Genomic DNA, 13,153 nt, shown 5'->3' with positions numbered 1-13,153 from the left:
CTCCCCACAGGAACAACGCATGCCCATGCCGCGCCCGGTCTTTTACGTCTCAGACGGCACCGGAATCACCGCAGAGACGATCGGCCACAGCCTGCTGACGCAGTTCACCGATACCCGCTTCTCCACCGAGCGCATTCCATTCGTGGACAGCGTGGAGCGCGCCACCGAGATCGCCGCGCGCATCCAGGCGGCCGGCGTGACCAGCGGCCTGCGCCCGATCGTGGTCAATTCCTGCGTGGATCCCGACCTGACCCAGGCGATCGCCGGGAGCGGGGCACTGGTATTGGACGTGTTTGCGCCGTTCATCGCGCCGCTGGAGGCTGAACTGGGCCAGATGCGCCAATCGCGGGTCGGGCAGGCGCACGGCATGGTCGACTTCGACAGCTACCACCGGCGCATCAACGCCATGAACTACGCGCTGACCCACGACGACGGCATCGCCATCAACTACGACGCCGCCGACGTGATCCTGGTCGCGGTGTCGCGCGCCGGCAAGACGCCGACCTGCGTCTACCTGGCCCTGCATTACGGCGTGAGCGCGGCCAACTACCCGCTGACCGAAGAGGACCTGGAACACGACCGTCTGCCGCCACGGCTGCGCGCGCACCGCAGCAAGCTGTTCGCGCTGACCATCGACCCGGTGCGGTTGCAGCAGATCCGCCAGGAGCGGCGCCCCAATTCGAAGTATTCGCAGCTGGAGACCTGCAGGCGCGAGGTGGCGGCGGCGGAGGCGCTTTACCGCGCCGAGCGTGTGCCGGTGTTGAGCACCACGCACACCTCGATCGAGGAAATCGCCAGCAAGGTGATGAACACGCTGGGCATCCGCCGCGGGATGTTCTGACCCGGCCCCGGTGCAGGCGGCTGCGTGTAGGATCGGGACATGTCCAGTCTTGCCGCACGCCCGCTCCATGTCCCGCAGCTCAGCCGCCTCGGCTGGCTGATGGCGCTGTATGCCGAGAACCACGCGCGCCTGGTGCGCCTGTTCGAACCCGGTGACCTGGCCGAGGGCACGTACCTTTCGCGGACCGGGGACGGACTGGAGGTGAGGCTCGACGTGATCGTGCGCCACGCCTATACGAGCGAATTGCGCCTGGCCTACGACGCACTGCCGGATCCGGTGACCGGCGAACCGGATCCATCGGTGTACGTGCGCCTGTATCGCGACGCGCGCCAGGCGGAGGCGACGCATTGCTATGTCGGGCGCCGCTGGCAGGACACCATCGGCATGTTTCCGCCTCCCAAGGCGGTGCTCGGCCACCGCGTGCGCATGAACACGTTCCTGGGAAAATGGCTGCAATACCTGGCCGAACAAGGGCACGGCGTGGCGACCCTGGCGCCCCTCGCGACTTCATCCGGGGCGCCGGACGCGGTGCTAGCATCGGCGGGCACGTCCCCAGAAACCACCCCGAGGTGATCCCATGACGACCAAGCTCGACAAGCCCCTGAAGCGCGAAGTCCAGATCGGCGACAAGGCCTACACCCTCACCATCGACGCGACCGGCCTGAAGCTTGTCGAAAAAGGACATCGCAAGGGCATCGAGGTCGAGTGGACCGAGATCGCCAACCGCGACGGCGGCGGCAGCGACGGCTGAACGGTTCCGCGGCCGCAATGCGCGGGCCGTGCACGCAAAGAAAAAGCCCGCCATTGGCGGGCTTTTCCATGCAACGTTGGCGTCCCCACGGGGATTCGAACCCCGGTGTCCACCGTGAAAGGGTGGTGTCCTAGGCCTCTAGACGATGGGGACCTGGATCTTTGACCGCTGGTCCCGAGGGACCTTGTGATTGGTGGAGCCAGGCGGGATCGAACCGCCGACCTCCTGCATGCCATGCAGGCGCTCTCCCAGCTGAGCTATGGCCCCACGTCTTGGTGAGCGCGAGATTCTAGGGGCGGCGACGGATACCGTCAACACCTGTGTGATGCGGAACCTTCAGAACCACCAGCGAACGCCCGCGACCCATTGCGTCTCGTCGCCGTCGGCGCCTGCCGCGCGACGCAGTTCGGCGCTGCGCCCGTGGCGTCGTTCGCGCACGATGCCGATGTAGGGCGCGAACTGACGATGCACCTCGTAGCGCAGGCGCAGGCCGGTTTCGGTCGATGACAGGCCGGAGCCGATGCGGCGCGCCGCGTCGTCCTCGCCATGCACCCAGGCGCCAAGCGCCGGCTGCAGCACCAGGCGGTTGGTCAGCAGCAGGTCGTACTCCAGCTGCAGGTGGGCCGCGGTGCGGCCGGATGCGCCGACATACGCCGTCGCCGCGACCTCGAAACGCCCCGGCGCGAGGCCCTGGATGCCGATGGCGCCCCAGGTGCGCGACGGTCCCGGCTCGAAGTCCTGGCGCACGCCTGCCACCACGTCCCACCACGGGCCGATGCTGCGGCCGTACAGCAGCTCGGCGTCGGCGTGGTGGGTGCGCCCGCCGTCGCGTTCCACGCCGGCACGCAGCCACAGCCGGTCGGTGTCGGTGCCGTACCAGGCTTCGCCTTCGACACGTTGGCCGCGCCCATCGTCACTGTCGGTGATCTCGAAATGGTCGAGGAGCACGCGCCAGTTGCGTGGCGAGGCGTGCTCCATGCCGTGGCCGAGCTCGGGGAAGGCCGCGGCGCGGTCCGCGGCGGTAAGTGCAGGTACGGGGAAGTGCGGCTGGTCGGCGCCCACTGCGTTGTCATGCGCGTGACGGGGCGGCTTCGCCTCGCCAACCGCCGCGGGCACCGGACGTGTCGGTGCGTGCTGCGCGTGGTCCTCGTGCTGTGCGGCCGCGTTGCCACAGGCCAGCAGCGTGCCCAGGACGGCCGTGGCGACCCCGCTTGCGGAGGGGCGGCTCATGCGGACTCCTCCACGCGCACCTCGCGCATCATCCCGGCCTCCATGTGGTACAGCAGGTGGCAGTGGAAGGCCCAGCGCCCGAGCGCGTCGGCACGCACGCGATAGCTGCGCCGCGTACCCGGCGGCATGTCGACGGTGTGCTTGCGCACCTGGAAATTGCCGTCGGCGTCCTCGACGTCACTCCACATGCCGTGCAGGTGGATGGGGTGGGTCATCATGGTGTCGTTGACCAGCACGATGCGCATGCGCTCGCCGTAATTGAGGCGCAGCGGTTGGGCGTCGGCGAACGGCTGCGCATCGAACGACCAGGCGAACTTCTCCATGTGCCCGGTGAGGTGCAGCTCGACCTCGCGCGAGGGATCGCGTCCGTCGGGATCGCCGCCGATCGAGTGCATGTCAGCGTAGGTGAGCACGCGCCGGCCGTTGTCGCGCAGGCCGATGCCGGGATCGTCGAGCCTGGGCGCCGGGGTCATGGTCTGCATGTCGACGATCGGGCTGCCGTCCTCGCTCGGCGGATGCGCCTGCATCGCCATGCCGCCGCCGCCATGGCCCATGCTCGCGCCGCAGCCGCCTTCCATGGCCTTCATCATCGCCGCGCCGCAGCCGCCCTCCATGCCCTTGCCGCCGCCGGCATGGCTGCCGTGGCCCATGTCGTCCATGGTCAGCAGCGGGCGCGGGTCGTTGGCCGGCACGGGTGCGGCAAGCCCCGGGCGCACGGCGAGCGTGCCGCGTGCGTGGCCCGTGCGCCCCATGTCCTGGGCGAAGATGGTCCACGCATCCTGACCCGACGGCTCCACGATCACGTCGAAGGTTTCGGCCACCGCGATGCGGAACTCGTCCACGCTCACCGGATGGATCGGCAGGCCGTCCGCGGCCACCACGGTCATCTTCAGCCCGGGAATGCGCACGTCGAAGTAGGTCATCGCCGAGGCGTTGATGAAGCGCAGCAGCACCTTTTCTCCGCTGCGGTACAGGCCGGTCCAGTTGGCCGCGGGCGTGCTGCCGTTGCAGAGGTAGGTGTATGTGTGCGCGTTGATGTCGGAGATGTCGGTGGGCGTCATGCGCATCCGGCCCCAGGCGGCGCGGTCGCGCAGGGTGGCGGCCAGGCCGTCGCTGCGTACGTCGCGCACGAAATCGCCGACAGTCGGCTTGTAGTAATTGTCGAACTCGGCCAGCTTCTTCATCCGGCGATACAGCGCGGCGGGATCGTGGTCGGTCCAGTCGGACAGCAGCACCACGTGCTCGCGGTCATGGCGGTAGGGGAGGGGCGCGATCGGATCGATGATGATCGCGCCGTACAGCCCGGCCTGTTCCTGGAACAGCGAATGGCTGTGGTACCAGTAGCTGCCCGACTGGCGCAGCGTGAAGCGGTACAGGTAGGCCTCGCCCGGCGCGATGCCGTCGAAGCTCAGTCCGGGCACGCCGTCCATGTTGGCCGGCAGCAGGATGCCGTGCCAATGGATCGAGGTCGTCGCATCCGGCAGGCGGTTGGCCACGCGCAGGGTGACCGTGTCGCCTTCGCGCCAGCGCAGGATCGGTGCGGGCAGCTGGCCGTTGACGGTGATCGCGCGCCGCACGCGTCCGGTGAAGTCGACCTCGGTGGAGCCGATGGCAAGGTCGAACTCACGGCCGCGCAGTTCGGTGCCGGGCGTCGCGCGCCCGATGGCGGGCCCGTCGCCGGCCCAGCTGTTGAACGCCAGCAGGGAGCCAGCTGCGGCGACGCCGGTGACGAACTGGCGCCGCGCGGGATCGAGGGGTTTGTCTGGTGTCATCTGCGGATTCCGGAATTCAGTTGAAGCGCCGTGCACCCAGGCGCAGCGCATTGGCGACCACCGACACCGAGCTCAGGCTCATCGCCAGCGCCGCCAGCATGGGGCTCAGCAGCAGGCCGGTGAACGGATACAGCACGCCGGCCGCCACCGGCACGCCGATCGCGTTGTAGAGGAAGGCGAAGCCCAGGTTCTGCTTCATGTTGGCCACCGAGGCCTGCGCGATGCGCCGTGCACGCACGATGCCGCGCAGGTCGCCACCGACGAGCGTGACCTGGGCGCTCGACATGGCGACATCGGTCCCGGTGCCCATGGCGATGCCGACATCGGCGGACGCCAGCGCCGGTGCGTCGTTGATGCCGTCGCCCGCCATCGCCACGCGGCGGCCTTCGCCCTGCAGCCGCGCGACCAGCGCCGACTTGTCGGCTGGCCGCATCTCGCCGTGGACCTCGTCGATGCCGAGCTCGCGCGCGACCGCGCGTGCGGTTGCTTCGCCATCGCCGGTGGCCATGACGATGCGGATGCCCGCGGCATGCAGGCCGGCGATCGCCTCGTGGGTGCTGGCCTTGACCGGGTCGGCCAGGACCACCAGGCCGGCAAGGAGGCCGTCGACGGCCACGTGGACCACGCTGGCGCCATCGGCGCGCAGCGCGTCGGCACGGGTCGCAAGTGGCGCGGGATCCGCGCCCGCACCCTGCATCAACACGGTGTTGCCGACCGCGATGGCGCGGCCATCAATGCGACCGCGCACGCCGATGCCGGTGTCGGAGTCGAAGTCTTCGGCGGCCGAAAGCGGCAGGCCGCGCGCACGGGCCTCGGCCACGATGGCATCGGCCAGCGGGTGCTCGCTCACCTGGTCGAGGCTTGCCGCGAGCCTCAGGACCTCGGAGGCATCGAAGCCGTTGGCAGCCACCACGTCGCGGAACGCCGGCCGGCCCTCGGTGAGCGTGCCGGTCTTGTCGACGACGAGCGTGTCGACGACGGCAAGGCGCTCGATGGCCTCGGCATCGCGGAACAGCACGCCGGCCTTGGCTGCGCTGCCGGTCGCGACCATGATCGACATCGGCGTGGCCAGGCCGAGCGCGCAGGGGCAGGCGATGATCAGCACCGACACCGCGTTGAGCAGCGCGAACGTCCACGACGGCTCCGGGCCGAACATGCCCCAGACGAAGAACGTCAGCACCGCGATCCCCAGCACCGCCAGCACGAACCAGTAGGCGACCCGGTCGGCCAGGCGCTGCATCGGCGCGCGCGAGCGCTGCGCCTGCGCCACCAGCTGCACGATCCGCGCCAGCACCGTGTCGGCACCGACCTGGGTGGCGCGGATCACCAGTGCGCCGTTGCCGTTGAGCGTGGCGCCCACCACGCGGTCGCCGGGTGCCTTGGCCACCGGCACCGGTTCGCCGGTGAGCATGGACTCGTCGACCGGTGAGCGGCCCTCGATCACCTCGCCATCCACCGGCACCTTCTCGCCGGGGCGCACGCGCAGGCGATCGCCGACGTGCACATGGGCGAGCGGAATGTCCTCGTCGTCGCCATCGGCGCGCAGGCGACGCGCGGTGGTGGGTGCGAGGCCCAGCAGCGCCTTCATCGCCGACGAGGTCCTGGAGCGCGCCCGCAGCTCCAGCAACTGGCCGAGCAGGGTCAGCGAAACGATCGTGGCTGCGGCCTCGAAGTACACGCCGACCCGGCCGTGCTCGCGGAAGCCGTCCGGAAACAGCCCGGGCGCGATCGTGGCCACCGCGCTGTACACGAACGCCGCCGACACGCCGATGCCGATCAGCGTCCACATGTTCGGGCTGCGATTGCGGATCGACGCCACGCAGCGCTCGAGGAACGGGCGGCCAGCCCACAGCACCACCGGCGCCGTGAGTGCGAACTCGATCCAGGTGCGCGCGGTAGTGGACAGCGCGTGCAGGTGATGGCCCCACATCGCCAGCACCACCACCACCACGGTAAGCGGCAGCGTCCACCAGAAGCGCCGCGTGAAGTCGACCAGTTCCGGGCTGTCCGCGTCGTCCAGCGAAGGCATTTCCGGCTCGAGCGCCATGCCGCAGATCGGGCAGGTGCCGGGACCTTCCTGGCGGATTTCAGGATCCATGGGGCAGATGTAGATCGTGCCGGGCGGCGCGGCGGGCACGCTGTCCGGGGCAGGGGAGAGGTAACGCAGCGGATCGGCCACGAACTTCGTTCGGCAGCCGGCAGAGCAGAAGTGGTGGTCGATGCCGTCGTGGCGGGCGTGGTGTGGCGTGCGCGCCGGGTCGACGGACATGCCACACACGGGATCCCTGGCCGCGGCGGGTCCGTCGGCAACGTGCTTGCCGCACGCACCACCGGCGTGACCGGCGACCGTATCTTCGTTCATTCGTGTTCGCCTGAAAGGGAGGCCAGGATCGGGCAGTGCGTGACATCGCCGTGTCCCGGGCAGGCGTCCACCAGGGCACGCAGGCCGTCGCGGATGCGCTCGAGCTCATCGATCTTGCGCTCGACCTCGCCCAGCCGCAGGTGGGCGGCCTGGCGCACGGCCGCCATGTCCTCGCCACGGCTGGACCAGAGCGCCAGCAGGTCGCGGATCTCGCGCAGCGTGAACCCCAGGCCCTTGGCACGCCGCACGAACCGCAGCCGTGCGACATCGTCGTCGCCGAAGCTGCGGTAGCCCGACGCCTGCCGATCCGGCGCCGGCAGCACGCCGTTGCGCTCGTAGTACCGGATGGTGTCGATTGGTGTGTCGGTGCGCTTGCTGAGTTGTCCGATCTGCATGGCCTGCTACTCGCCGTGGCGCGCGTAGACCGACGTCGTGCCGTCGCGCGCCACCAGTTCGACCACGAACGGCTGGACGCGTCCGTCCGGCATTTCCATGCCCGGGGATCCGGCAGGCATGCCCGGCAGCACGAGCCCCTTGGCATCCGGCTTCTCCGCCAGCAGGCGCTTCACGTCTTCCGCGGGCACATGGCCCTCGATGAAGTATCCGCCGATCTCGGCTGTATGGCAGGACCCCTTGACGTAGGGCACGCCAAGGGCCTCCTTGACCGGGCCCATGTCGTCGACGTCGCGCACGTCGATGCCGAAGCCGGCGGCACGCATGTGCTCGATCCACGCGCTGCAGCAGCCGCAGCTCGGGCTCTTGTGCACGAGCATCGTGGGCAGGGCCGCCCTCGCCGGTGCGGCTGCAACGACTCGGGGTGAAGCCTGTCCTGCGGGCACGCTCGCGTTGCTGCATGCGAGCAGCGCCAGCGGCAGCAGGAAGAGCAGCGTGCGCGGGCGCTTGCGGATGATCGAGCGATGCATGGGAATGTCTCCACGATGGATGGCGCCCGGGGTGCGCGGGTGTGCCTGGTGGCGCGTAGTGTGGACCCTTGAGCAAGGTCCAAGGTCAAGCAGGGGTGCGGTTTGCGTGATAACCAACTCGAGATCTATCGCATAAGCTACGGATTCATATGACATTAGGTGGGTGTAATCCATGAAACTGCTGCTTGTGGGCGCAACCGGGCTGGTGGGCAGCCACGTCCTGGCGCTCGCGCTGGCCGACCCCCGGATCGGATCCGTGGCCGCTCCAGCGCGGCGTGACCTGCCCGCGCATCCACGACTGCTGTCTCCCCGCGTGGATTTCGAGCACTTGCCCGAATCCGCCAGCTGGTGGCAGGCGGGCGCCGTGATCTGCACGCTGGGGACCACGCTGCGCGCGGCCGGGTCGCGTGAGGCTTTCCGCCAGGTCGACTACGCGTATCCGCTCGCCGTCGCCCGCATCGCCAGGCGCCACGGCACGCCGACCTGTGTGCTCAACTCGGCAATGGGCGCGGATGTCGCGTCGAAATTCTTCTACAACCGCATCAAGGGCGAACTGGAGCGCGACCTGGCACAGGTCGGTTTTACGTCGCTGACGTTCGTGCGCCCCGGGCTGATCGGCGGCGAACGCGACGAGTTCCGCCCTGGTGAACGCGCCATGGCAGCTGTGCTCCGCGCTGCAGCGCCCATCCTGCCGCGGCGGTGGCGGATCAATCCCGCTGCGAACATCGCGAGGGCGCTGATCGAGGCGGCGCTTGGTGCCGCTGGCGGCATGCACGTGGTTCCGAGCGAGGATCTGTTCCGGCCAGAAACCAACAAGCCGCCACAGCAGTGACTGCGTGCGACCGGGATGCCGGCGCTTCTTAAGCGCCCCATAAGCCAATGGCGCTGCAATGCCTCCGTGGGCAGTCAGCCCGCTTACGGAGAACCTTCATGAAAGCCCTGCGTTCCGCCCTCGCTGTCGCCGTTGCCGCCGTGCTGGTGGCTCCAGCCGCCTTTGCCGGCCCGAAGTGCACCGATGCCCCGCGCAGCCAATGGCTGCCCGAACATGCCATGCAAGAACGCATCACCGCGGCCGGCTACACCATCGACAAGTTCAAGGTGTCCGGCTCGTGCTACGAAATCTACGGCAGGGACAAGGCCCGCCGCCGCGTGGAGATCTACTACGACCCGACCGATGGCCGCGTCGTCAAACAACGCGGCGACGAGTGAGGAGGCCGGCGATGGGCACGATCCTGCATTCCGCGGCCGGGCACCGTCAGGGCACCGGCCAACCGATGGTCAAGGTCTGGGATCCGCTGCTGCGGCTGGTCCACTGGTCGTTGGCGGCCTGCATCCTTGCTGCGTTCCTGGTGGAGGAGGGTGACACCGCCCATCGGCTGCTGGGCTATACCGCCCTGGGCTTGATCGCGTTCCGTGTGCTGTGGGGGCTGGTCGGGCCCAGGCATGCGCGCTTCCGTGAATGGGTGCGCGGGCCGCGCGCGGTCGCGGGCTATGTTCGCGAGCGGCTGGCCGGCCGCTCGCGCCGCCGACTGGGACACAACCCGGCCGCCGCGGTGATGATCCTGCTGCTGATGGCAGGCGTCGCCGCGGTGGGCATGACAGGTTGGATGCAGACCTGGGATGCGTTCCGCGGCGCCGAGTGGCTCGAGGACACGCACGAGGCGCTGGCCTGGGGCCTGCTCGGCTTGATCGGCTTCCACGTGTTGGCGGCGATCACCGAGAGCCTGCATTACCGCGAGAACCTGATTGCCGCGATGCTGCACGGCCGCAAGCGGGCGCTGGATGATGACGCCCGCTGATGTCGGGCCGCAGGGTGCCTCCGCCCGTCGGTCGGACCGGGCGGGGGCGGGCCAGTCCCTTGCCCAGGATCAAGGCGGTGTCTGGAGCGCTGGCTTAGCGTGGGGCCATGCGCATCCTCCTCGCTGAAGATGACCGTGCCCTGGGCCGCGCGCTGGCGGACGGACTGCGCCACCTCGGCCACGTGGTCGACTGGGTCGAGGACGGCAGGCACGCATTGCACGCATTCGACACGACGCCCTATGCGGCCGCGGTCCTGGACTGGAACCTGCCGCGGATGAGCGGCGTCGAGCTGATCGCCACGCTGCGGCACCGGGGCGACCGAACACCCGTGTTGCTGCTGACCGCGCGTGATGCCATCGACGATCGCATTGCCGGACTGGACTGCGGAGCCGACGATTATGTGGTCAAGCCCGTGCACCTGGAGGAACTGGCTGCGCGGATGCGCGCATTGCTGCGCCGCGGGGTTGGCGATCCGGCGCCACGGCAACGACTCGGTGCCCTGGAACTCGACCCGTCCACGCGCAGCGCGCAGCTGCTGGGTGCCCCGCTCGAACTGTCTCCGCGCGAATACGCCCTGCTGGAGTCGCTGGCGGCGCATCCCGGCCGGGCGTTGTCGCGCCCGCAACTGGAGGAAGCGGTTTACGGCTGGGGTGAGGAGGTCGCCAGCAACGCGATCGAGGTCCATGTCCACCACCTGCGCCGCAAGCTCGGTCCTGGCTGGGTGCGCACGCTGCGCGGCGTGGGCTACGCGCTGTATCCGCCCGATGCCGAGGTGGATGCCGCCGGAACGCCGCCATGAAGCGGCCCTCCCTGCAGCGCCGGCTGCTGTGGTGGGTGGGCGTGCCGGTGGTGGTCCTGTGGCTGGGTGCGGGGCTGTGGCTGGCGCAGGGTGCGCGGCACGAGACAGACGAGATGTTCGACCGCGAGCTGGAACGCACCGCAGCCAGCGTATTCGCGGTGATCGCCGCGATGCCGGGTGATGCACTGATCCGGCGCGACGGGCTGCAAGACGTCGACCATGACAACGAGGGCCCACGCCCCGAGATCGTGGTGCGCGACCGCAACGGCCGCGTGCTGCTCGATGCTTCGAGCTTGCCGCCGCTCGATGTCGACGAGGGCGACGCCCACTTCCACACGCTGCGCCACACCGGCGAAGCCTGGCGCGTGTACCAGCGCTGGGACGCGGCAGGCCGGCATTGGATCCAGGTCGCCGCACCGTTGCACGATCGCGACGAATTGTTGTGGGGACTGGTCCAGGCAATGCTGGTGCCGTTGCCCGTGCTGCTGTTGCTGCTGCCGCTTGCGACCTGGCTTGGGCTCCGCGCGGGCCTGGCGCCGTTGCACGCGGTGTCGCGCGCGATCGACGCCCAGCCAGCCCTCACGCCGGTGCTGACTCGCGATGACGTGCCCGGCGAGCTCCTGCAGCTGACCCGAGGGGTCGATGCGCTCGTGGGCACGTTGAACGCCGCCCTGGAGCGCGAGCGCCGCTTCACCGCTGACGCCGCGCACGAACTGCGACACCCGCTGTCAGTCCTTCAGATGGAGCTGGACCTCGCCGCAAGTGCCGGCGACGCCGCAGTCAGCCGGCAACACCTGCAGCGCGCCCGTGAAAGCCTGCAGCGCATGGAGCGGTTGGTGGCGCAACTGCTGACGTTGGCCCGCGTGGACTCGCTGGACGCCTTGCCGGACGCCGCTCCGCTGTCGTTGGCGACGCTGGTGCGCAGGGTGATGGCCGAGGCCGGCGAGCGCGCGATTCCCCGTGGCATCGCACTGTCGCTTTCGGCGCCAGGCGAGCCCATGGTGCATGGCAGCCGCGGCTTGCTGGAGATCGCCGTGCACAACCTGGTGGACAACGCGATCATCCACGGGCGCAGGAGCGGTCAAGTGCAGGTCGGCGTGCAGGGCTCGGGCGACTGGGTCGAACTGAGCGTCGAGGACGACGGCGCCGGCATCCGCGACGAACACGTCTCGCGGCTTGGCGACCGGTTCCTCCGCAGTGGCGGCGGCGGCAGTGGCCTGGGTCTGTCGATCGTGCACGCGATCGCCACCTTGCACGGCGGCTCACTTGTCGCCGGGCGCTCCGCTGCGGGTGGTGCCCGGCTGGTGCTGCGGTTGCCAGGGCAGGGGCAGCCCCCTGACGGCACACCCATTGCCAGACAGGGTGCGGTCAGCGCGCGCTGTCCAGATCCGTTGCCCCGCTGGAACTCAGGTAATGGGCCACCATCGGTGTCCAGATGAAGCCCGGGTGTACCGAGTTGACGCGGATCGCGTCCGCGGCATAGAGCAGGGCATCGGTCTTGGTCATCAGGGTGACCGCGCCCTTGGAGGCGTGGTACGGCGGCACGTCGGGTGCGCCGACCAGTCCGTAGATCGACGACAGGTTGATGATGCTGCCCTTGCCGGCACGCCGCATGCACGGAAGCACGTGCTTGGTGCAGAAGAACACACCCTTGACGTTGACGCCCTGTACCCGGTCCCACTCCGCCTCGCTTATCTCGTGAGTGGGCTTGTTGATGCCGGATATGCCAGCGTTGTTCACCAGCACATCGACGCCGCCGAAGTGCGCGACGACCTCGTCCACGGCTGCGCGCACGGATACCTCGCTGCTGACGTCGACGTGCCAGTACCGCGCTTCGTGCCCGTTCGCGCGCATCTCGTCCTGCAGCGCGATGCCGTCGCTATCGAGGACGTCGAACAGCGCAAGACGGGCTCCCTCATCCGCCAGTCGCAACGCGCACGCGCGAGCGATGCCGAGGGTGGCCCCGGTGCGCGTGCTGGCTGGGGCGCGCTGGCAATGGCGATGACGGCAGGGATTGGCAAGGTGTTCGGGAACGTCGGCATCTAATGACCTGCGTCGGATTCCCATTGACTTCGCATAATGCACATTATGTAAATACACGCAGGTTTTTCGGACCGGCCCAGTGTCGCCGGCGCCCTTGGCGCACGAGCAATGCAGTGCCACGAATACGCCCCGCTACTTGCACGCCTCGTAGACCTGGTCGTCGAGCCTGCGCAGCAGATCATGTGTGCGTTTGAGGCCCACGCGGCGCAGCGTGGCGTCGCGGCGCGCCTTGGCGGTGTCGCAGCCGTGCCGGTTGCCGGTGCCGCGCGTTGTCCGGTATCCCGGCACCGATCCGCCAGCGCGTGGCGCCAGCGACTGCAGGTAGCGTGAATTCGCATCATCCTGCTGGCGACGGCGCTCGAGTTCGGCGGCACGCTCTGGCGTCATGACCTCGGGCGTGGCGTCATATGACGCCGCCTGGCGCTGGCCGTCCGGACAGGCGCCGCTGGTGATCGTGATGTGTCCATCGCGGCCCACGCATTTCTGCACCGTCTGTGCCAATGTCGGCGTCACGGTGGCCAGCGCCATCGGCAACAGCAGGCCGGCAAGCGCTTTCGGGACAAACGGGTACCGCTGCGGAATCCTTTCCATGGCCATGCTGGCGCGTCCTTGTGTCAATCCCCGGGATGCGT

General features: G+C 69.1%; 15 protein-coding genes and 2 tRNA genes. 8 read left to right on the top strand and 9 right to left on the bottom strand.

The genetic code is table 11. The features are described from left to right. Nucleotides 1-19 precede the first annotated feature (19 nt). From H5368_RS03080 to H5368_RS03070, 3 genes are read left to right on the top strand one after another with little or no spacing between them, the layout of a single operon-like run. Nucleotides 20-841, top strand: a complete 822-nt coding sequence (locus H5368_RS03080) for a pyruvate, water dikinase regulatory protein (RefSeq protein ID WP_182821241.1) — start codon at nucleotides 20-22, stop codon at nucleotides 839-841. Between the two features lie 39 nt (nucleotides 842-880). After that, complete coding sequence (locus tag H5368_RS03075) at nucleotides 881-1,414, top strand: DUF1249 domain-containing protein (RefSeq protein WP_182821239.1); 534 nt, start codon at nucleotides 881-883, stop codon at nucleotides 1,412-1,414. A 4-nt stretch (nucleotides 1,415-1,418) separates the two neighbouring features. Next, a complete protein-coding gene (locus H5368_RS03070; RefSeq protein ID WP_182821236.1) occupies nucleotides 1,419-1,592 on the top strand; it encodes a hypothetical protein in 174 nt (57 codons plus the stop codon). Nucleotides 1,593-1,669: 77 nt separating this feature from the next. Here the strand turns inward: H5368_RS03070 and H5368_RS03065 are convergent. From H5368_RS03065 to H5368_RS03035, 7 genes are all read right to left on the bottom strand, one after another. Further along, nucleotides 1,670-1,745, bottom strand: a tRNA-Glu gene (locus tag H5368_RS03065). Nucleotides 1,746-1,783: 38 nt separating this feature from the next. Then, a tRNA-Ala gene (locus tag H5368_RS03060) sits at nucleotides 1,784-1,859 on the bottom strand. Nucleotides 1,860-1,928: 69 nt separating this feature from the next. Next, a complete protein-coding gene (locus H5368_RS03055) occupies nucleotides 1,929-2,822 on the bottom strand; it encodes a copper resistance protein B (RefSeq protein WP_182821234.1) in 894 nt (297 codons plus the stop codon). Next, the gene (locus H5368_RS03050; RefSeq protein ID WP_182821232.1) at nucleotides 2,819-4,594 is read right to left on the bottom strand and encodes a copper resistance system multicopper oxidase; all 1,776 of its coding nucleotides are present in this window, start codon (nucleotides 4,592-4,594) and stop codon (nucleotides 2,819-2,821) included. Before H5368_RS03050 ends, H5368_RS03055 begins: the two co-directional genes overlap by 4 nt. Nucleotides 4,595-4,610: 16 nt before the next feature. Next, nucleotides 4,611-6,956, bottom strand: coding sequence for a heavy metal translocating P-type ATPase (locus tag H5368_RS03045; RefSeq protein ID WP_182821230.1), 2,346 nt, complete (start codon nucleotides 6,954-6,956; stop codon nucleotides 4,611-4,613). Then, a complete protein-coding gene (locus H5368_RS03040) occupies nucleotides 6,953-7,351 on the bottom strand; it encodes a heavy metal-responsive transcriptional regulator (protein WP_182821228.1) in 399 nt (132 codons plus the stop codon). Before H5368_RS03040 ends, H5368_RS03045 begins: the two co-directional genes overlap by 4 nt. Before the next feature lie 6 nt (nucleotides 7,352-7,357). Beyond that, nucleotides 7,358-7,729, bottom strand: a complete 372-nt coding sequence (locus H5368_RS03035) for a DUF411 domain-containing protein (protein WP_182823701.1) — start codon at nucleotides 7,727-7,729, stop codon at nucleotides 7,358-7,360. Between the two features lie 322 nt (nucleotides 7,730-8,051). Between H5368_RS03035 and H5368_RS03030 the strand changes: the two genes are divergently transcribed. The 5 genes from H5368_RS03030 to H5368_RS03010 all read left to right on the top strand — a co-directional run bounded on the left by H5368_RS03030 (nucleotide 8,052) and on the right by H5368_RS03010 (nucleotide 11,917). Further along, complete coding sequence (locus tag H5368_RS03030; protein WP_182821226.1) at nucleotides 8,052-8,711, top strand: NAD-dependent dehydratase; 660 nt, start codon at nucleotides 8,052-8,054, stop codon at nucleotides 8,709-8,711. Between the two features lie 98 nt (nucleotides 8,712-8,809). After that, nucleotides 8,810-9,088 carry a PepSY domain-containing protein gene (locus H5368_RS03025; protein ID WP_182821224.1) on the top strand — a complete coding sequence of 93 codons (279 nt, stop codon included), beginning with the start codon at nucleotides 8,810-8,812 and terminating at the stop codon, nucleotides 9,086-9,088. Nucleotides 9,089-9,099: 11 nt separating this feature from the next. Then, complete coding sequence (locus H5368_RS03020) at nucleotides 9,100-9,678, top strand: cytochrome b/b6 domain-containing protein (RefSeq protein WP_255486307.1); 579 nt, start codon at nucleotides 9,100-9,102, stop codon at nucleotides 9,676-9,678. A gap of 107 nt (nucleotides 9,679-9,785) precedes the next feature. Then, complete coding sequence (locus tag H5368_RS03015) at nucleotides 9,786-10,478, top strand: response regulator transcription factor (RefSeq protein WP_182821221.1); 693 nt, start codon at nucleotides 9,786-9,788, stop codon at nucleotides 10,476-10,478. After that, the gene (locus tag H5368_RS03010) at nucleotides 10,475-11,917 is read left to right on the top strand and encodes an ATP-binding protein (RefSeq protein ID WP_182821219.1); all 1,443 of its coding nucleotides are present in this window, start codon (nucleotides 10,475-10,477) and stop codon (nucleotides 11,915-11,917) included. The genes H5368_RS03015 and H5368_RS03010 overlap by 4 nt, the downstream gene beginning before the upstream one ends. On the opposite strand, the gene H5368_RS03005 is transcribed toward H5368_RS03010, so the two are convergent. Both H5368_RS03005 and H5368_RS03000 read right to left on the bottom strand, forming a co-directional pair. Then, nucleotides 11,847-12,545: an SDR family oxidoreductase gene (locus H5368_RS03005; RefSeq protein ID WP_182821216.1), complete on the bottom strand. Its 699-nt coding sequence runs from the start codon at nucleotides 12,543-12,545 to the stop codon at nucleotides 11,847-11,849. The genes H5368_RS03010 and H5368_RS03005 overlap by 71 nt on opposite strands. Before the next feature lie 108 nt (nucleotides 12,546-12,653). Continuing rightward, nucleotides 12,654-13,118, bottom strand: a complete 465-nt coding sequence (locus tag H5368_RS03000; RefSeq protein WP_182821214.1) for a hypothetical protein — start codon at nucleotides 13,116-13,118, stop codon at nucleotides 12,654-12,656. Between the last annotated feature and the right edge of the window lie 35 nt (nucleotides 13,119-13,153).

Source organism: Luteimonas sp. MC1782, from assembly GCF_014164605.1.
Lineage (GTDB): Bacteria > Pseudomonadota > Gammaproteobacteria > Xanthomonadales > Xanthomonadaceae > Luteimonas.
Note: the sequence above shows the minus strand (reverse complement) of the source record. Positions and strands in the feature narration are given on the sequence as shown.